The organism is Serratia sp. 1D1416 (assembly GCF_003641105.1).
GTDB classification, from domain to species: domain Bacteria; phylum Pseudomonadota; class Gammaproteobacteria; order Enterobacterales; family Enterobacteriaceae; genus Serratia; species Serratia ficaria.
On sequence record NZ_CP032738.1, the window covers coordinates 3,703,735 to 3,721,319 of the forward strand.

Here is a 17,585-nt window from a genome sequence, read left to right on the forward strand (position 1 = left end):
ACTATGAATCTTCGCCGCCTGAAATATTTCATCAAAATTGTCGACGTGGGGAGCCTGACGCAGGCCGCAGACATTCTGCACATTGCCCAGCCGGCGCTCAGCCAGCAACTGGCGACCCTGGAAGGCGAGGTCGATCAGCAGCTATTGATTCGCACCAAGCGCGGCGTAACGCCAACCGACGCTGGGAAAATTCTCTATACCCACGCCCAGGCTATTTTGCGTCAGTGCGCGCAGGCGCAGAGCGCCATCGACGGCGCGGGGCGGACTCTGAGCGGCCAGGTCTCCGTCGGCCTGGCGCCGGGCACCGCCGCCCAGCAGCTGGCGATCCCGCTGTTGACCGAAGTGCAACGCCAGCATCCCGGAATTGTGCTCTATTTCAATGAGAACTTTGGCACGACCCTCAGCGAATTAATCATGAGCGGTCGGATGGACATGGCGGTGATTTACGGCGATCGCGATATTCATGGCCTGCGTTTTCTACCGCTGATGAAAGAGGCGCTCTTTTTCGTCTGTCCGCATGCGCTGGGGGAGCCGCGGCGCGAAATTCCCCTCGCGGAGGTCGCCCGCTACGACCTGTTCCTGCCACGAATTTATAACATTATGCGTAAAGCCGCGGACGATGCCTTTACCCAGGTCGGGCTGAGCTATCGGGTGAAGTGCGAGATTGAATCGCAGACCTCGCTTAACGCGGCATTAGCGGCGGAGCTCGGCGGCACCATCATGCCGGAGTCCGCTGCGCGCGCTATGCTCCAGCCCGCCAATGCCTGGATGGCGAGAATTGTCGAACCCAATGTGCTCACCTCGCTCTCTTTCTGTATGTCCGACCATCTGCCGCTTTCGCAGCCCGCGGAAGCGGTGAAGGGGATTTTGCTCTCCCTGATGGCGCAGCGGACCGAGGACAATCGGCCACTAACCCTGGTGGGATAATAAGTCCCTCTTATTGCTTCAAAGCTAAACCCTCTTATCGACCCGCCCGATATCCGCGCTAGAGTCGCTACTCTGGCGCGCGGCGCTGCCGTGATCTGACCCTTGCGTGATGGAACCATGATGGAAAAAGAACTGATAGCCCTTGAGGATGTGCGCCAGCTGGCGCAGAAAATGTACCACGCCGGATTACGGGAGCTGGAGTGGCGCGGCGCGAACTGGTCGGTTCGCCTGCACTATCCCGGCGGCGACACGATGGCCGAACCGCTGCCTCTGCCGCCGACCGTGGCCGAAACCAGCCTGCTGCCGGTGTGTTCCCCGATGCCGGGACGCCTACTGCTGAGCCACCCCAGCCATGGAGAGGCGTTCGTTAGCGAAGGGCAGCACATTGAGCCGCACGATATTCTCGCGCTGGTGCAGGTCGGGCCGCTCTATTTACCGGTGTGCAGCCCGGTGGCCGGGACGCTCAAAAGCCTTGTCGCGACGGCGGGGAGCCGGCTGGAATACGGCAGCGAGATCGCGTTGCTGCTGCCCACGGACACCGTCTTGGCGAAGTTATAAGCCCCCCTTATCGGGCCAAACTATTTATGTCTTATCCCCATTGGACATAACTGCATACAGTCAGAAAAACGACGTCAAAGGCAGATCGGTCTGCCATAACAGGAGAGCATATATGCCATTTTCAGATTATAAAGTGGCCCTGGTGACCGGCGCTTCCGCCGGGATGGGTGAAGCGATTGTCGAACGCCTTTGTCAGGAAGGGATTTTGGTCCATGCGGTAGCGCGTCGTCATGAACAGTTAGCCGCTCTGGCGGACAGAACCGGCTGCATTCCCCACGTCGTCGACGTCGGCGACCTTCAGGCGCTGACCGCGCTGTGCCGGGATTTGCAGGTTGATATTCTGGTGAACAACGCTGGCGTTTCCCATCCTGGCTCCATTCTTGATGCTGATGCCGACTGGATCGATACCCAGGTGGATGTCAACCTGCGCGCCGTGCTGCACCTGTGCCGCCTGCTGGTCCCGGGGATGGTGGCGCGCGACTGCGGCCACGTGATTAACATCACCTCCATCGCCGCGATTTATAACTTCAACGGCAATTCCATCTACCACTCTACCAAAGCGGGTGTGCATGCGCTGTCGCGCCAGCTGCGCGTCGATTGTTACGGCAAGCGGGTGCGGATCACCGAAATTTGCCCGGGGCGAGTGGCGACGGAGATCTTCGGTAACGTTTCCGGCGATCACGAAGAGGCGCGCCGCCGTTTTATCGATGGTTTCGAGCTGCCGCAGGCAAAAGATATCGCCGACTGCGTGGCTTTTGCGCTCGCCACGCCGGTAGCGGTTAACATCGGCAACATCGAGATCACCCCGACGCTGCAGGTTCCCGGCGGGCTATCTACGATGCGCCCCGGTGACCGCGAATCCTGAATGACGGCAAACGAGGAGGATATATGGCACTCGACTTCAGTAACGTGATGACTGGTCACTACGGGCAGATGATTATCGATGGCACCGCCGTCACTTTGGAACTGGCGTTGGGTGCATGGCTGCTGGCAATGTTTATTGCGCTGTTGCTGGTGATGATCCGCCTGAGCAACAAGCGCTTCGCGCAGCTGTTGGTGGCGGCGTATGTGTCCTATCACCGCAACGTCCCGACGCTGATCCAGCTGATGATGTGGTATTTCGCGATCCCGACGCTGCTGCCCGAGTCGCTGCAGATGTGGGTTAACGAGATGAATGCGGAGTTTCTGTTCTCGCTGGTCGCGCTGGGTCTGTGCCAGGCGGCTTACTTCTCTGAAGACATCCGCAGCGGCCTGCGCGCCATACACGAGGGGCAGAATGAAGCGGCGAGGGCGCTGGGAATGGGGTATCTGCGCGCCATGCGACTGGTCATTCTGCCCCAAGGACTCCGTAACGCGCTGCCATCGGTGATTAACCACACGGTGTTGCTGTTTAAAAATACCAGCCTTGCCATGGTCATTGGCGTCGTCGAGCTGACGTACGTCACGCGCGATATTGAAAACCAGACTTTCCGCACTTTTGAAGCGTACATAGTGGCGACGGTAGGTTACCTGGCCTTCTCTTTGCTGCTGATGGGGGGAGGGGCTCTGCTGGCCCGCCGCTTTCAGCGCGCGTACGCGAGGTAACAAGTATGTTTGATTTTTTCACGATCCTGCACGATAACGGCCTGTTGCTGCTGATGGGGCAGTATCCTGATGGCCCGCTGGGCGGGGTGCTGTGTACCTTGCTGGTGTCGCTACTGGCAGTGCTGTTCGCCTTCCCGGTCGGTGTGTTGCTATGCCTCGCTCGCCTCTCGCCGTGGCGCTGGCTGAGCTGGCCGGTAACCGGCTGGATCTATCTGTTGCGCGGTATCCCGCTGATGATGGTAGTGTTCTGGACCTATTTTTGTGTGCCGTTGCTGATCGGCCACAACATCAGCGGCTTCAGCACCATGCTGTGTACGCTAATCATCTACGAGAGCGCCTATATTGCTGAAATCGTACGCGGCGGGATCCAGGCGCTGCCCTCGGGGCAGTACGAAGCCTCCCGAGCGCTGGGAATGGGGCATATCCGGGCGCTGCGTCTGGTGATCCTGCCGCAGGCGCTGTACAACACGCTACCGAGTCTGGTAAGCCAGCTGGTGTCGATTATCAAAGACAGTACCCTCGGCTACGTGATTAACGTTCCGGAGCTGACCTATGCGGCTAACCAGGTCAGCAACCAGTTGCTGACGAAACCGTTCCAGGTCTTCGCCATCGTAGCGCTGAGCTACTACATCATTAACTTTAGCCTGACGTGGCTGGCCAATCGCCTCGAACTACGTATCGCCGGCAGGAGGCAACGGGTGCCGCCCGCCACGGGAAAGCCGGTCACGCCGTTGGCGCTCGACCAATCGCCATCACAAACTCAATAAGGAGCAACCATGCGACCGATGATTCTGTTCAATCAGGTGAATAAATGGTACGGGGAATATCAGGCCCTGACCGATGTGAGCGCCGAAATCAAAAGCGGTGAAGTGGTTGTGGTGTGCGGCCCTTCCGGGTCCGGGAAGTCGACGTTAATCCGGACGGTTAACCGTCTTGAGCCTATCGAACAGGGGCAGATTCTGTTTGACGGCGTCGATATCCATGGTTCCAGCACCCGGCTGAACCCGCTGCGGACGCGAATCGGCTTCGTATTTCAGAGCTTCAACTTGTTTCCGCACGTTTCGGTGTTGGAGAATATTATGATGTCGCCGGTGAAAGTTCTCGGTGAGAAGCGCGCCGAGGCCCGGCGCCATGCCGGGGAGCTGTTGGAGCGCGTGGGGCTGTCGCACAAAGCCGACGTTTACCCGGCTCAGCTTTCCGGTGGCCAGCAGCAGCGGGTGGCTATCGCCCGGGCATTGGCGATGAAACCGCCGGTGATGCTGTTCGATGAACCAACATCTGCGCTCGACCCGGAGATGGTCGGTGAGGTGTTGAGCGTGATGCGCGGGCTGGCGCAGGAAGGAATGACCATGATGTGCGTCACTCATGAAATGAACTTTGCCCGCGACGTCGCCGATACGATCTGGTTTATGGATCAGGGGCAAATACTGGAAAAGGCAGCGGCGGATAAGTTCTTCACCGCGCCGCAGCACCCGCGCGCGCGGCGTTTCCTCAATGATTTACTGGTTCACTAGACACTAAAGTAGCCAGAGAGGCGGCCAGGGAAAGTGAACTCGAGCCGATTTTTCAGACTTCGATAAACAATAGGAGCGCTCAGTAGAACGTATTGCTTTGTAAGTTATGGATTGAAAAACCTACTGAGTCCACTGAGTGCCACCAAGCGCTCCCGAGTTCAAGAAGTCGTTAGACGTTGAACAAGAAGTTCATCACGTCGCCGTCTTTGACGATGTAGTCTTTGCCTTCTGAACGCATCTTGCCGGCTTCTTTGGCGCCTTGCTCACCTTTGTAAGTGATGAAGTCGTCGAACGCGATGGTTTGCGCGCGGATAAAGCCTTTCTCGAAGTCGGTGTGGATTTTGCCGGCCGCCTGCGGCGCGGTAGCGCCGACCGGGATGGTCCAGGCGCGCACTTCTTTGACGCCGGCGGTGAAGTAGGTCTGCAGGTTCAGCAGCTCGTAACCGGCGCGGATCACCCGGTTCAGGCCCGGCTCTTCCAGGCCCAGCTCGGCCATAAACTCGTCGCGGTCTTCGTCTTCCAGCTCGGCAATGTCGGATTCAACCGCCGCGCACACTGCAACCACCACCGAACCTTCTCCGGCGGCGATGTTGCGTACGGTGTCCAGGTACGGGTTGTTTTCGAAACCGTCCTCGTTGACGTTGGCGATGTACATGGTCGGTTTCAGCGTCAGGAAGCTCAGGTATTTGATCGCCGCCTTGTCTTCTTCGGTCAGATCCAGCGCGCGCAGCATGCCGGCGTTTTCCAGATGCGGCAGGCATTTCTCCAGCGCCGCCAGCTCGGCTTTCGCGTCCTTGTCGCCGCCTTTGGCTTTCTTCTGCACGCGGTGGATAGCGCGCTCGCAGGTGTCGAGGTCGGACAGCGCCAGCTCGGTGTTGATCACGTCGATGTCTTCGGCCGGATCGACCTTGTTGTTAACGTGGATGATGTTGTCGTTTTCGAAGCAGCGCACCACGTGGCCGATGGCTTCGGTTTCGCGAATGTTGGTCAGGAACTGGTTGCCCAGGCCTTCGCCCTTGGAGGCGCCTTTCACCAGGCCGGCGATGTCGACGAATTCCATGGTGGTCGGCAGAATGCGCTGCGGCTTGACGATCTCGGCCAGCTTGTCCAGACGCGGATCGGGCATCGGCACCACACCGGTGTTCGGTTCAATGGTGCAGAACGGGAAGTTGGCTGCTTCGATGCCCGCTTTGGTCAACGCGTTGAACAGGGTGGATTTGCCCACGTTAGGCAGGCCGACGATACCGCATTTGAATCCCATGTTGTTATCACCTTAAATATCTTAACTATCAGCCTGTTAGGTTTAACTGGCTGCATAAAGGGCAAAATAATGCCGCCATTATACACGTAATGGGCGTTTATCTCGATCTGACTGTGCGCCCGTCATATTTGCCCGCCTTGATGCAGCTCCAATTATTTAGGGTACGCAGGGAAGACGGATAGGGTGGCCGGTTTTTGATTGAGATTTGGATCACATTTACACATACTGACACTTCCGATTAACCGACAGGAAACGCGCCGGATGTATTTCTTGCCTACGCCACCCTGAGTTGTGCCCGCCTGCTCGTTCGCCGCAGCGTGCGGCTCCCGTTCCCGCTCCGCGGGGAGGCGTTTTCATCTGTCAGAAGTGAATAATTCATGTTTAACCTGAGCAATTTCAGGATCGCGGACGTTAAGAATGAAGTCCTGGCGGGCTTTGTGGTGGCGGTATCGATGATCCCCGAGGCGGTCGGCTTTTCGCTGGTCGCCGGACTTTCGCCGATCGTCGGTTTGCATACCGCGTTCATCATCGGCCTGGTGACCGCGCTGTTCGGCGGCAAGCCGGGCATGGTGTCGGGCGCGGCCGGCTCGATCGTGGTGGTGTTGATGAGCCTGGCGGCGCAGTACGGCATGGGTTACGTGCTGTGGGCGACCATTTTTGCCGGCGCGATCCAAATTCTGATCGGCGTATTCCGGCTGGGCAAGTTTATCCGGCTGGTGCCGCTGCCGGCGATCCACGGCTTCGTCAACGGCTTGGCGATCGTCATCATGCTGGCGCAGCTGCATATGATTGCCGGGCAGGGGCCGTTAATGTACGGCCTGGTGGCGTTGGCTGTCCTGGTGGTGGTGCTGTTCCCGCGCCTGACCAGGGTCATCCCTTCTTCGCTGGCGGCGCTGTTGCTGGTGTCGGCGTTGGCGATCGGGTTCAACCTGCACACGCTGCGGGTCAGTGATCTGGCGGATATCTCCGGCTCGCTGCCGCACTTCAGCCTGCCGGTGGCGCCGTTCAATCTGGAGATGCTGAAGGTGGTGCTGCCGTATGCGGTGGTGATCGCCCTGGTCGGCCTGATTGAATCGCTGTTGACCATGACGGTGCTCGATGAAATGGGCGGAAAAAAGGGCAACGGCAACCGCGAAAGCATCGCTCAGGGCGCCGGCAATGCGATTTGCGGCCTGTTCGGCTGCTTTGCCGGCTGCGCGATGATCGGCCAGTCGATCATTAACTTTACCTCGGGCGGTCGCGGGCGCATTTCCGGCGTCGTCGGCGCCATTCTGCTGATCCTGTTCGTGGTCAGCCTGTCGCGTTATATCGGCCTGCTGCCGGTGGCGGCGCTGGCCGGGGTGATGCTGGTGGTGTGCTACAACACCTTCGAATGGAGCTCGCTGCGCCGTCTGCGCCGCATGCCGAAGGCCGATGCGCTGGTAATGGTGATCGTCACCCTGATCACCATTTTTACCGATCTGGCGGTGGCGGTGATCAGCGGGGTGATCATCTCGGCGCTGGTGTTCGCCTGGCAACAGGCGCGCATTCGGGTGCGCCAGCGGCAGCTGGCGGGCGATGTGGCGGTGTATCAGCTCGAAGGCCCGCTGTTCTTCGGCTCCGCCGCGGCGTTCGCCGAGCTGTTCGATCCGAACAACGATCCGCACCACGTGGTGCTGGATTTCGCCGGCACCCGGGTGATGGACTCCAGCGGCGTGGAGGCTGTCGACAAGCTGACGGCGCGTTATCTGGCGGCGGGGAAAAGCATTCGTCTGCGTCACCTGAGCGGCGACTGCGTGCGTTTGTTAAAGCGGGCCGGGCCGTTCTGCAGCCATGAGCTGGACGATCCTGACTACTACGTGGCGGAAGAGGGCTACGATACCGACGATCGGCGGGTGGGAGAAGAGACCTTCAATACCCGCACCTAGCGGCAAGCAGCGGGCGTCAGGCCCGCTGCGGCAAGACTCAGGCCTGCGCCTTGAAGCTGTGCAGGCGCTGAACGGTTTTTTCCAGCCCGTCCTTCATCAGCATTTCGGTGCAGCGCAGCGATTCGTCTATCGCTTCATCAATCATCTTCTGTTCGCTGGCCGGCGGTTTGCCGAGCACGAAGCCCACCACCTTGTTCTTATCGCCCGGATGGCCGATGCCGATGCGCAGCCGGTAAAAGTTCGGGTTGTTGCCAAACTTGTTCTGAATGTCTTTCAGGCCGTTGTGGCCGCCGTTGCCGCCGCCGAGCTTGATCTTGGCCACGCCCGGCGGCAGGTCCAGCTCGTCATGCGCCACCAGGATTTCGTCCGGTTCGATGCGGTAGAAATTGGCCATCGCCAGCACCGCCTTGCCGCTCAGGTTCATAAAGGTGGTCGGCACCAGCAGGCGCACGTCGTTGCCCGCCAGGTTCAGCCGCGCGGTATAGCCGAAGAATTTGCTCTCTTCCTTCAACTGCTGGTTGTGGCGCCGGGCCAGTAGATCGACGTACCAGGCGCCGGCGTTGTGCCGCGTCTGGGCGTATTCCGCGCCCGGATTCGCCAGGCCGACTATCAATTTAATACTGCTCACTGGGAGATTCGCTATGATCGAGATAAGGGAAAGGGCAATAGTTTACCTGCCGGGGCCCGGAATGACAAAACCCTGATGCCGGATCGGCCTCTGCGGGAAAAGATGAATAATTCATTAGCTGAATAATTCAATTTGTCGGCTAACTGTCAGGATAGGGTTAAGAAGTGTCAATCTTTCTTTACCATTTGTGATCGCCTCCGCAATCCCCTTGCCAGGGCAAGGACTATACTTGACTTATCAAAGTGGGTTAACAGTTTGCAGCGTTATCCCGGTTGGCACATGGCACTATGGAGGTGGCATATGAAACGTAGAAACGCGGACAGAATGGGCAACTTTTTTATGGGGCTGGGGCTGGTCGTGATGGTCGGCGGGGTCGGATACTCCATTATCGCTGAAGTATCTCAGTTCAATTTACCCCAGTTTTTCGCGCATGGCGCGATCATGAGCATCTTCGTCGGCGCGCTGCTGTGGCTGGTTGGCGCACGTATCGGCGGGCGCGAACAGGTGGCGGATCGCTACTGGTGGGTAAAACACTTTGATAAACGCTGCCGAAACGATCAACATCGTTCGTCGCATTGATTAAAAAATCGGAAGGGACCCGGCGGTACGGCAAAGGAGAACTGCCGCGTATTCAGGTTTAAGGTCATGTTTGACTACGAGTAGAAAACCCGTTGTTGCTCACGCGCCAACGGGTTTTTCTTTATCTGCCGTCGAGCAAACGCCCCTTCCGGTACGGCAGGGCGCCGTACCGGAAAGGACGCGGATTAATGCTCGAACATCGCAGAGATCGACTCTTCGTTGCTGATACGGCGGATGGCTTCGGCCAGCATGCCGGACAACGTCAGAGTGCGTACGTTTTTCAGTGCCTTGATTTCAGGCGACAACGGAATGGTGTCGCAGACGATCACTTCATCAATCACCGAGTTCTTGATGTTGTCCACGGCGTTACCGGAGAAGATCGGGTGCGTCGCGTAGGCAAATACGCGCTTGGCACCGCGTTCTTTCAACGCTTCAGCCGCTTTACACAAGGTACCGCCGGTGTCGATCATATCGTCGACCAGCACGCAGTCACGGCCTGCCACGTCGCCGATGATGTGCATCACCTGAGAAACGTTCGCGCGCGGGCGGCGTTTATCGATGATGGCCATATCGGTATCGTTCAGCAGTTTGGCGATAGCGCGGGCGCGCACTACGCCGCCGATGTCTGGAGAAACCACGATCGGGTTCACCAGATTCTGTTGCAGCATGTCTTCCAGCAGGATCGGGCTACCGAACACGTTATCTACCGGAACATCGAAGAAGCCTTGAATCTGCTCAGCATGCAGATCCACCGTCAATACGCGGTCAACCCCTACGCTGGAGAGGAAATCGGCGACGACCTTGGCCGTGATTGGCACGCGTGCGGAGCGCACGCGGCGATCCTGGCGGGCATAGCCGAAGTAAGGGATAACTGCGGTAATACGGCCCGCGGAGGCGCGACGCAGGGCATCAACCATAACAACCAGTTCCATCAGGTTGTCGTTGGTCGGGGCACAGGTGGACTGGATGATGAAAATATCACCGCCGCGTACATTTTCGTTGATTTGCACGCTCACTTCGCCGTCGCTAAAACGACCTACAGCGGCGTCACCAAGGCTGGTGTACAAACGGTTGGCAATACGTTGTGCTAGTTCCGGGGTGGCGTTACCAGCAAAAAGCTTCATATCAGGCACGAGAAGAACCTCAGGCTTGCGTCCAGAGAAGATATTGTCATACGGCCTTCGCCAAAGGGCAGTTGGCGACGCCGGCGCAATATACATACGGGTATGTAAAACTAAGTTGAGACGCAGGCAGCGCAGGGATAACAGGGCCAGGTGTGCATGACCCTGCGCAGCGAAACGTTGAGCTACGACTCAAACTGCCCGGAACGGATGCGATGTAGTGGAGAGACGTTAACGCCACGCGCTACAAAACCACGCAACCACACCGGGGCTTGATTTAACACCTGACGAGCGGCGGTTTCTGTGTCGAATTCAGCAAACACACAAGCACCCGTGCCAGTCAGGCGTGACGGGGCGTATTCTAACAGCCATGAAAGAAGCTGTTCAACCTCGCGAAAACGTTTTCTTGCGATAGGTTCGCAATCATTTGCGTACGGAGCCTGCAACAGCTCACTTAAGGAGCGAACCGGGGTATCTCTTTTTAATTCCGCGTCGCCGAAAATCACCGGCGTAGGGATGCCGACGCCGGGATGCGCCACCAGGTACCATTTTTCCTGCGGGTTGGCCGGCTGCAGCCGTTCGCCGATGCCTTCGGCAAAGGCGGCGTGGCCGCGCACGAACACCGGCACGTCGGCGCCGAGGCTCAGCCCCAGCTCCGCCAGCTGGTCGTCGCTTAGCCCGCAGCCCCACAGGGTGTTGAGCGCCACCAGCACGGTGGCGGCGTTGGACGACCCGCCGCCCAATCCGCCGCCCATCGGCAGGCGTTTCTCGATGCTGATGTCGGCGCCGCGCGGCGCGGTGGCCAAACCATGGCGATCGCAATGCTGCTGCAGCAGACGCGCGGCGCGCACGATCAGGTTCTGCTCGTCAGGCACGCCGTCCACCGGGGTCAGCAGGCGAATGCTGTCGTCCCGTCGCGGGTCCAGGGTCAGGGTATCGCCGTAGTCCAGAAACTGGAACAGCGTCTGCAGCAGATGATACCCGTCCTCACGTTGGCCGGTGATGTACAAAAACAGGTTGAGCTTGGCGGGAGAGGGCCATTGGCGAATCATTTGAGCGTCCAGTTATCCATTTTCAGCTTGATGCGCTGGTCGCCCTGTTTCAGCTCCAGGCGGCTCGGCAGCTGCGGTTTGATGTCGCCGTGGTAATCCTGGTAATCCACCGTCCAGGTCTGGCCGCCCTGCCGGTAGGTCAGCTTGTTCAGGCGATATTGGTCATCCAGCGCGAAGTCATCGGCTTCGCCCGGCAGGCCGAGCATCCACTGGCGCAGGTTGTCCAGCGGGATCGCCATGCCGGTCAGCTTGCGGATCATCTCTTCGGCGTTGTCGCTGACGTAGCGCTTGCCCTGATTATCGGTCAGCTGCACCACGTTTTGCTGCACGTTCAGATCAAGCTCGGTGCTGCCCAGCGGGTTGGTCAGCAGCAGGCGATAGCGCTCCGGGGAGAACTGCTGCCAGAAGAAGCGCGCGTACACCTTTTTCTGGTCAGACAAATAGGCGAAGGAGCCGCGGGTCTGGTATTGGCTGAGCTGCTGCACCGCCTGCTCGTGGGCGCGCCACTGCGGCGAGGTCGGGCTGGTGGCCGGACCGGTCGGCCTGGTGGTGGTACAGGCGGCCAGCACCAGGCTGGCCAGCGGGATCAGACGAAGCAAACTAACTTTGCGGATTGGCATAACTTTCTCTTGTCCTTTTGTCCTTGCGGGCATGCTCAGCGAAACCCGTTTTCAGCATTCACGCTAGCGGCGCGGCGCCGGCGCGTCAATTTTTTGCTGCATCGCGTTGAATCTTGCCGGCTTTGCCAGCGCAGCGCCAGGCGCGGGGTTTGCCATAAGATTAACACAATCGTTCGGCCGCGCCGCCGTTTGCGTCAGATTGCCGGCCCGCTCCCTCGGCCCAACGCGCGGCGTTTGCGCGAATAGCGTGCGGAATATCACAGACTGCGTTAAAATTCAGTAAGTCATGTCGTCGAACAATTATTCATCTTGCTGTATTTATTACGGATTTATCAATTGATGCTGCCTATATCAGCGATTGAACGGAAGATGCGGTTGTTGCTTTTATTGATCCCGCGCATCAAGTAGAATGCCGTTCAACGAGAACCCGTACCAACATAAGTATTACTCGAAGCAATGACCCTGCTGGCGTTAGGTATTAATCACAAAACCGCTCCGGTTTCTCTGCGTGAAAAGGTGACCTTCTCGCCAGAGTCTATCGATCAGGCGCTCTCCAGCTTGCTCCAACAGCCGTTGGTGCAGGGCGGCGTCGTGTTGTCTACCTGCAACCGCACCGAACTGTATCTCAGCGTGGAGCAACAGGAACATATTCACGAACAGCTGGTTGCCTGGCTGTGTGAATACCATCATCTGCGCCCGGAAGACGTGAAGAAAAGTCTGTACTGGCACCATGATAACGACGCGGTCAGCCACCTGATGCGGGTGGCCAGCGGGCTGGATTCATTGGTGCTGGGCGAGCCGCAGATCCTCGGCCAGGTGAAAAAGGCCTTTGCCGAATCGCAGCGCGGCCAGTCGCTTTCCGGCGAGCTCGAGCGCCTGTTCCAGAAATCCTTCTCCGTCGCCAAGCGCGTGCGCACCGAAACCGACATCGGCGCCAGCGCGGTGTCAGTGGCCTTCGCCGCCTGCACCCTGGCGCGGCAAATCTTCGAATCGCTGGCCGATCTGAACGTGCTGCTGGTCGGCGCCGGTGAAACCATCGAGCTGGTCGCGCGCCATCTGCGCGAGCACAAAGTGCGGCATATGATCATCGCCAACCGCACCCGCGAACGCGCTCAGCTGCTGGCGGACGAAGTCGGCGCGGAAGTGATCACCCTGCCGGAAATCGACGAACGCCTGGCGGACGCCGACATCATCATCAGTTCCACCGCCAGCCCGCTGCCGATCATCGGCAAGGGGATGGTGGAGCGAGCGCTGAAAGCGCGCCGCAATCAGCCGATGCTGCTGGTGGATATCGCCGTTCCGCGCGATATCGAGCCGGAAGTCGGCAAACTGGCCAACGCCTACCTGTACAGCGTGGACGATCTGCACGCCATCATTCAGAACAACCTGGCGCAGCGCAAGGCGGCGGCGGTGCAGGCTGAATCCATCGTGCAGCAGGAAAGCACCAACTTTATGGCCTGGCTGCGCTCACAGGGCGCGGTGGAAACCATTCGCGACTACCGTTCGCAGGCCGATCAAATTCGCGCCGAAATGGAAGCCAAAGCGCTGGCCGCCATTGCGCAGGGCGCCAACGTGGAGCAGGTTATCCACGAACTGGCCCACAAACTGACCAACCGTCTTATTCATGCCCCCACCAAATCCCTCCAGCAGGCAGCCGGCGACGGCGACGTGGAGCGGTTGCACTTATTACGCGACAGCCTCGGGCTGGATCAGCATTAGTTTTCTCTTATTAACAGGGTTTAATACCACGCATGAAGCCTTCTATTGTTGCCAAACTGGAAGCGTTACAAGAGCGCCATGAAGAAGTGCAGGCGCTGCTCGGCGACGCCGGCGTTATTGCCGAGCAGGACCGGTTCCGCGCGCTGTCGCGCGAGTATGCGCAGCTGACCGACGTCAGCCGCTGCTTCCTGGAGTGGCGCCGGGTGCAGGAAGACCTGGCGACGGCGGAAACGATGCTGGACGATCCGGAAATGCGTGAAATGGCGCAGGAAGAGCTGAAGCAGGCCAAGGCGGCGGCGGAAGCGCTGGAGCAACAGCTGCAGGTGCTGCTGCTGCCGAAAGACCCGGACGATGAGCGCGGCTGCTTCCTGGAAGTGCGCGCCGGCACCGGCGGCGATGAGGCGGCGATCTTCGCCGGCGACCTGTTCCGCATGTACAGCCGCTATGCCGAAACCCGCCGCTGGCGCGTGGAAGTGATGAGCGCCAACGAAGGCGAGCACGGCGGCTACAAGGAAGTGATCGCCAAAGTGTCCGGCGACGGCGTTTACGGCCAGCTGAAGTTCGAATCCGGCGGCCACCGCGTGCAACGGGTGCCGGAAACCGAATCGCAGGGGCGCATCCATACCTCCGCCTGCACCGTGGCGGTGATGCCGGAAGTGCCGGAGGCCGAAATGCCCGAAATCAACGCCGGCGATCTGAAAATCGACACCTTCCGCTCCTCGGGCGCGGGCGGCCAGCACGTCAACACCACCGACTCGGCGATCCGCATCACCCACTTGCCGACCGGCATCGTGGTGGAGTGCCAGGACGAGCGTTCGCAGCACAAAAACAAAGCCAAGGCGATGTCGGTGCTGGGCGCGCGCATCCGCGCCGCCGAGATGGCCAAGCGCCAACAGGCCGAGGCTTCCACCCGCCGCAACCTGTTGGGCAGCGGCGACCGTTCCGACCGCAATCGCACCTACAATTTCCCGCAGGGGCGGGTGACCGACCACCGCATTAACCTGACGCTGTACCGTCTGGACGAAGTGATGGAAGGCAAGCTGGACATGCTGATCCAGCCTATCGTGCAGGAATATCAGGCCGACCAGCTCGCCGCGCTGTCCGCCGAGCTTGAGTAATGGACTATCAACGCTGGCTGCAGGCCGCCGCCGCCAGGCTGACGCACAGCGACAGCGCCCGGCGCGATGCGGAAATCCTGCTGGGTTTCGTCACCGGCCGGGCCAGAACCTTTCTGATGGCGTTCGGCGAAACGCCGCTGCCGCCAGAACAGCAGCGGCAGCTGGAGACGCTGCTGGCGCGCCGCGAACGCGGTGAGCCGGTCGCCTATCTGGTCGGCGAGCGCGAATTCTGGTCGCTGCCGCTGTCGGTATCGCCCGCCACGCTGATCCCGCGGCCGGATACCGAATGCCTGGTGGAATTGGCGTTGGAGCGTTTGCCGGCGGAACCCTGCCGTATTCTCGATCTCGGCACCGGCACCGGCGCCATCGCGCTGGCGTTGGCCAGCGAGCGGCCGGACTGCGCGGTTACCGGCGTCGACCTGCAGCCCGACGCCGTGGCGTTGGCGCAGCACAACGCGCGGAAGCTGAACATCGGCAACGCGCAATTTTTGCCGGGCAGCTGGTTTGCGCCGCTGGCCGGCCGCACCTTCACCTTGATCGCCAGCAACCCGCCGTACATCGACGCCGCCGATCCGCATCTGGCGCAGGGCGACGTGCGCTTCGAACCGGGCAGCGCATTGGTGGCGGCGGATCGGGGGCTGGCGGATTTGGCCGCCATCGTGCACCAGGCGCCGCAGCATCTGCAGCCGCAGGGTTGGCTGCTGCTGGAACATGGCTGGCAGCAGGGCCGCAGCGTGCGCGAGCTGCTGCAGGCCGCCGGGTTTACCGCGGTCGCCACCCACCGCGACTATGGCGATAACGATCGCGTAACCCTCGGCCAATGGCCGCACTAACAGAAAACCAATAATAACGACGCGCAAAGCAATTTAAGGAAGCCCCATGACTGCATACACCGCATTGAAACATTTCCATTTGCTGACGGTCGCCATCAGTATTACCTTGTTTGTGCTGCGTTTCTTTTGGCAATGGCGCCAGTCGGCGATGATGAGCCGGCGCTGGGTCAAGATCGCGCCGCACCTTAATGACACGCTGCTGTTCGTCAGCGGCATTGCGCTGGTGGCGACATTCGGGTTTTATCCGTTGCTGGGTATGGACTCATGGCTGACCGAGAAGCTGTTTGGCGTTATTATCTATATCCTGCTTGGCTACGTCGCATTGGGCAAGAAGACCAAAAGCCAGAAGCTGCGCGCGTTGGCGTTCGTTCTGGCGTTGGGCTGTCTGTACCTGATAATTAAACTTGCCACGACGAAAATACCGTTTCTGATGGGATACCTATGAGTAGCATTGCTGATTTTGAATTTAACACCTCGCCGCTGAGCGAAGGGGTGATCCTGGTGTCGCAGTCGGTGCGGCGCGATTTCCCGGTTGCCGAGGTCGAGCGCAAGCTGCAGCAGCTGGTCGATGAAGCGCGCGCGGCGATGCCGCACGATCTGACTCAGGAACAGCAACTGGACGCACTCATCGAGCTGTTCTACAAAACCTGGGGCTTCGGCGGCGCCGGCGGCGTTTACCGCCTGTCCGACGCCATCTGGTTGGACAAGGTGCTGGAAGGGCGCCAGGGCACGCCGGTGTCGCTGGGCACCATTTTCCTGCACATCGCCCACCAGTTGGATCTGCCGCTGATGCCGGTGATCTTCCCCACCCAGCTTATTCTGCGCGCCGACTGGCTGGACGACGAAATGTGGTTGATCAACCCGTTGAACGGCGAAACGCTGAACGAACATCAGCTGGAAGTGTGGATCAAGGGCAACCTGGGGCTGGGGGCCGAGCTGGAAGACGACGACCTCGACGAATCGGAAAACGTCATGGTGGTGCGCAAGATGCTCGACACCCTGAAGGCGGCCCTGATGGAAGAAAAGCAGATGGAAATGGCGCTGCGCGCCAGCGAAACGGTGCTGTGCTTCGATCCGGACGACCCGTACGAGATCCGCGATCGCGGGCTGATTTACGCCCAGCTGGAGTGCAACCATATCGCCATTTCCGATCTCAACTATTTTGTCGAGCAGTGTCCTGAAGATCCGGTCAGCGAAGTGATCAAGGTACAGATCCATTCGATTGAGCCGAAACAGGTTACGCTGCATTAATTTATTCGATTTACCTTCAACAAAGGCGAAAGCATGAAACAGAAAGTGGTTAGCATTGGCGACATCAACGTAGCGAACGACCTGCCGTTTGTGCTGTTTGGCGGTATGAACGTGCTGGAATCGCGCGATCTGGCGATGAGCATCTGCGAACACTACGTCACCGTGACGCAAAAACTGGGCATCCCTTACGTTTTCAAAGCCTCTTTTGATAAAGCCAACCGTTCTTCCATCCACTCGTACCGCGGTCCGGGCCTGGAAGAAGGGATGAAGATTTTCGAAGAAATCAAAAAAACCTTCGGCGTGAAGATCATTACCGACGTGCACGAAGCGGCGCAGGCGCAGCCGGTGTCCGAAGTGGTCGACGTGATCCAGCTGCCGGCGTTTCTGGCGCGCCAAACCGATTTGGTGGAAGCGATGGCGAAAACCGGCGCGGTGATCAACGTGAAGAAGCCGCAGTTCGTCAGCCCGGGCCAGATGGGCAACATCGTCGACAAGTTCAAGGAAGGCGGCAACGACCAGGTGATCCTGTGCGATCGCGGCAGCAACTTTGGCTATGACAACCTGGTGGTCGACATGCTGGGCATCAACGTGATGAAAAACGTGACCGGTGGCCATCCGGTGATTTTCGACGTGACCCACGCGCTGCAGACCCGCGATCCGTTCGGCGCCGCTTCCGGCGGCCGTCGCGCGCAGGTGGCTGAGCTGGCGCGCGCCGGCATGGCGGTCGGCCTGGCCGGTTTGTTCATCGAAGCGCACCCGGAGCCGAACAGCGCCAAGTGCGACGGCCCGTCCGCGCTGCCGCTGGACAAGCTGGAGCCGTTCCTGGTGCAGATGAAAGCCATCGACGACCTGGTGAAAAGCTTCCCGGAGCTGGATACCAGCAACTAAGCGCCAACGGCGTCATAAAAAAGCC

At 59.5% G+C, this 17,585-nt stretch carries 19 protein-coding genes; 14 read left to right on the top strand and 5 right to left on the bottom strand.

The annotated features are described in order from the left end of the window. The first annotated feature begins 3 nt into the window (after window positions 1–3). The 6 genes from nac (at window position 4) to D7I37_RS17980 (ending at window position 4,583) form a co-directional block, all read left to right on the top strand. Window positions 4–927, top strand: a complete 924-nt coding sequence (gene nac, locus D7I37_RS17955; protein ID WP_061799113.1) for a nitrogen assimilation transcriptional regulator NAC — start codon at window positions 4–6, stop codon at window positions 925–927. A 117-nt stretch (window positions 928–1,044) separates the two neighbouring features. Further along, on the top strand, window positions 1,045–1,485 hold the full coding sequence (locus tag D7I37_RS17960) for a biotin/lipoyl-containing protein (protein WP_231922138.1): 441 nt from the start codon (window positions 1,045–1,047) through the stop codon (window positions 1,483–1,485). Window positions 1,486–1,597: 112 nt separating this feature from the next. After that, on the top strand, window positions 1,598–2,350 hold the full coding sequence (locus tag D7I37_RS17965; protein WP_061799116.1) for an SDR family oxidoreductase: 753 nt from the start codon (window positions 1,598–1,600) through the stop codon (window positions 2,348–2,350). A 23-nt stretch (window positions 2,351–2,373) separates the two neighbouring features. After that, window positions 2,374–3,069 carry an amino acid ABC transporter permease gene (locus D7I37_RS17970; protein WP_061799117.1) on the top strand — a complete coding sequence of 232 codons (696 nt, stop codon included), beginning with the start codon at window positions 2,374–2,376 and terminating at the stop codon, window positions 3,067–3,069. 5 nt (window positions 3,070–3,074) lie between these two features. Next, entirely contained in the window at window positions 3,075–3,836 is a 762-nt protein-coding gene (locus D7I37_RS17975; protein WP_061799118.1) for an amino acid ABC transporter permease, read from the top strand. A gap of 9 nt (window positions 3,837–3,845) precedes the next feature. Continuing rightward, a complete protein-coding gene (locus tag D7I37_RS17980; protein WP_061799120.1) occupies window positions 3,846–4,583 on the top strand; it encodes an amino acid ABC transporter ATP-binding protein in 738 nt (245 codons plus the stop codon). A gap of 169 nt (window positions 4,584–4,752) precedes the next feature. Here D7I37_RS17980 and ychF read toward each other — a convergent pair whose 3' ends face one another. Next, complete coding sequence (ychF, locus tag D7I37_RS17985; RefSeq protein ID WP_061799121.1) at window positions 4,753–5,844, bottom strand: redox-regulated ATPase YchF; 1,092 nt, start codon at window positions 5,842–5,844, stop codon at window positions 4,753–4,755. Between the two features lie 377 nt (window positions 5,845–6,221). On the opposite strand from ychF, the gene D7I37_RS17990 reads away from it, so the two are divergent. After that, window positions 6,222–7,751 carry a SulP family inorganic anion transporter gene (locus D7I37_RS17990; RefSeq protein ID WP_129544128.1) on the top strand — a complete coding sequence of 510 codons (1,530 nt, stop codon included), beginning with the start codon at window positions 6,222–6,224 and terminating at the stop codon, window positions 7,749–7,751. 37 nt (window positions 7,752–7,788) lie between these two features. Here D7I37_RS17990 and pth read toward each other — a convergent pair whose 3' ends face one another. Next, entirely contained in the window at window positions 7,789–8,379 is a 591-nt protein-coding gene (gene pth, locus D7I37_RS17995) for an aminoacyl-tRNA hydrolase (protein ID WP_129544129.1), read from the bottom strand. 300 nt (window positions 8,380–8,679) lie between these two features. Between pth and ychH the strand changes: the two genes are divergently transcribed. Beyond that, the gene (ychH, locus tag D7I37_RS18000) at window positions 8,680–8,958 is read left to right on the top strand and encodes a stress-induced protein YchH (protein ID WP_061799125.1); all 279 of its coding nucleotides are present in this window, start codon (window positions 8,680–8,682) and stop codon (window positions 8,956–8,958) included. Window positions 8,959–9,143: 185 nt separating this feature from the next. Here ychH and prs read toward each other — a convergent pair whose 3' ends face one another. From prs to lolB, 3 genes are all read right to left on the bottom strand, one after another. After that, window positions 9,144–10,091 carry a ribose-phosphate diphosphokinase gene (gene prs, locus D7I37_RS18005; protein ID WP_039992027.1) on the bottom strand — a complete coding sequence of 316 codons (948 nt, stop codon included), beginning with the start codon at window positions 10,089–10,091 and terminating at the stop codon, window positions 9,144–9,146. A 173-nt stretch (window positions 10,092–10,264) separates the two neighbouring features. Continuing rightward, a complete protein-coding gene (gene ispE, locus D7I37_RS18010) occupies window positions 10,265–11,131 on the bottom strand; it encodes a 4-(cytidine 5'-diphospho)-2-C-methyl-D-erythritol kinase (protein ID WP_095097084.1) in 867 nt (288 codons plus the stop codon). Further along, complete coding sequence (lolB, locus tag D7I37_RS18015; protein ID WP_061799128.1) at window positions 11,128–11,751, bottom strand: lipoprotein insertase outer membrane protein LolB; 624 nt, start codon at window positions 11,749–11,751, stop codon at window positions 11,128–11,130. Before lolB ends, ispE begins: the two co-directional genes overlap by 4 nt. 456 nt (window positions 11,752–12,207) lie before the next feature. Here lolB and hemA point away from each other — a divergent pair, with 456 nt between their 5' ends. From hemA to kdsA, 6 genes are read left to right on the top strand one after another with little or no spacing between them, the layout of a single operon-like run. Further along, a complete protein-coding gene (gene hemA, locus D7I37_RS18020) occupies window positions 12,208–13,470 on the top strand; it encodes a glutamyl-tRNA reductase (RefSeq protein WP_061799129.1) in 1,263 nt (420 codons plus the stop codon). 32 nt (window positions 13,471–13,502) lie between these two features. After that, complete coding sequence (prfA, locus tag D7I37_RS18025; RefSeq protein ID WP_061799130.1) at window positions 13,503–14,588, top strand: peptide chain release factor 1; 1,086 nt, start codon at window positions 13,503–13,505, stop codon at window positions 14,586–14,588. Continuing rightward, a complete protein-coding gene (gene prmC / locus D7I37_RS18030; protein ID WP_129544130.1) occupies window positions 14,588–15,421 on the top strand; it encodes a peptide chain release factor N(5)-glutamine methyltransferase in 834 nt (277 codons plus the stop codon). Before prfA ends, prmC begins: the two co-directional genes overlap by 1 nt. A 46-nt stretch (window positions 15,422–15,467) precedes the next feature. After that, window positions 15,468–15,866, top strand: coding sequence for a SirB2 family protein (locus D7I37_RS18035; RefSeq protein WP_061799133.1), 399 nt, complete (start codon window positions 15,468–15,470; stop codon window positions 15,864–15,866). Continuing rightward, a complete protein-coding gene (gene sirB1, locus D7I37_RS18040) occupies window positions 15,863–16,672 on the top strand; it encodes an invasion regulator SirB1 (RefSeq protein WP_061799134.1) in 810 nt (269 codons plus the stop codon). Before D7I37_RS18035 ends, sirB1 begins: the two co-directional genes overlap by 4 nt. A 33-nt stretch (window positions 16,673–16,705) precedes the next feature. Beyond that, entirely contained in the window at window positions 16,706–17,560 is an 855-nt protein-coding gene (gene kdsA / locus D7I37_RS18045) for a 3-deoxy-8-phosphooctulonate synthase (protein ID WP_061799135.1), read from the top strand. The last annotated feature ends 25 nt before the right edge of the window (window positions 17,561–17,585 follow it).

What these genes read in the sequence shown, in the direction of transcription:
- D7I37_RS18035 (WP_061799133.1), top strand. Translation starts at nt 15,468, where the DNA reads ATGACTGCATACACCGCATTGAAACATTTCCATTTGCTGACGGTCGCC.
- prfA (WP_061799130.1), top strand. Translation starts at nt 13,503, where the DNA reads ATGAAGCCTTCTATTGTTGCCAAACTGGAAGCGTTACAAGAGCGCCAT.
- hemA (WP_061799129.1), top strand. Translation starts at nt 12,208, where the DNA reads ATGACCCTGCTGGCGTTAGGTATTAATCACAAAACCGCTCCGGTTTCT.
- ispE (WP_095097084.1), bottom strand. Translation starts at nt 11,131, where the DNA reads ATGATTCGCCAATGGCCCTCTCCCGCCAAGCTCAACCTGTTTTTGTAC.
- kdsA (WP_061799135.1), top strand. Translation starts at nt 16,706, where the DNA reads ATGAAACAGAAAGTGGTTAGCATTGGCGACATCAACGTAGCGAACGAC.
- prmC (WP_129544130.1), top strand. Translation starts at nt 14,588, where the DNA reads ATGGACTATCAACGCTGGCTGCAGGCCGCCGCCGCCAGGCTGACGCAC.
- ychH (WP_061799125.1), top strand. Translation starts at nt 8,680, where the DNA reads ATGAAACGTAGAAACGCGGACAGAATGGGCAACTTTTTTATGGGGCTG.
- D7I37_RS17980 (WP_061799120.1), top strand. Translation starts at nt 3,846, where the DNA reads ATGCGACCGATGATTCTGTTCAATCAGGTGAATAAATGGTACGGGGAA.
- D7I37_RS17970 (WP_061799117.1), top strand. Translation starts at nt 2,374, where the DNA reads ATGGCACTCGACTTCAGTAACGTGATGACTGGTCACTACGGGCAGATG.
- nac (WP_061799113.1), top strand. Translation starts at nt 4, where the DNA reads ATGAATCTTCGCCGCCTGAAATATTTCATCAAAATTGTCGACGTGGGG.
- D7I37_RS17975 (WP_061799118.1), top strand. Translation starts at nt 3,075, where the DNA reads ATGTTTGATTTTTTCACGATCCTGCACGATAACGGCCTGTTGCTGCTG.
- D7I37_RS17990 (WP_129544128.1), top strand. Translation starts at nt 6,222, where the DNA reads ATGTTTAACCTGAGCAATTTCAGGATCGCGGACGTTAAGAATGAAGTC.
- D7I37_RS17960 (WP_231922138.1), top strand. Translation starts at nt 1,045, where the DNA reads ATGATGGAAAAAGAACTGATAGCCCTTGAGGATGTGCGCCAGCTGGCG.
- sirB1 (WP_061799134.1), top strand. Translation starts at nt 15,863, where the DNA reads ATGAGTAGCATTGCTGATTTTGAATTTAACACCTCGCCGCTGAGCGAA.
- D7I37_RS17965 (WP_061799116.1), top strand. Translation starts at nt 1,598, where the DNA reads ATGCCATTTTCAGATTATAAAGTGGCCCTGGTGACCGGCGCTTCCGCC.
- ychF (WP_061799121.1), bottom strand. Translation starts at nt 5,844, where the DNA reads ATGGGATTCAAATGCGGTATCGTCGGCCTGCCTAACGTGGGCAAATCC.
- lolB (WP_061799128.1), bottom strand. Translation starts at nt 11,751, where the DNA reads ATGCCAATCCGCAAAGTTAGTTTGCTTCGTCTGATCCCGCTGGCCAGC.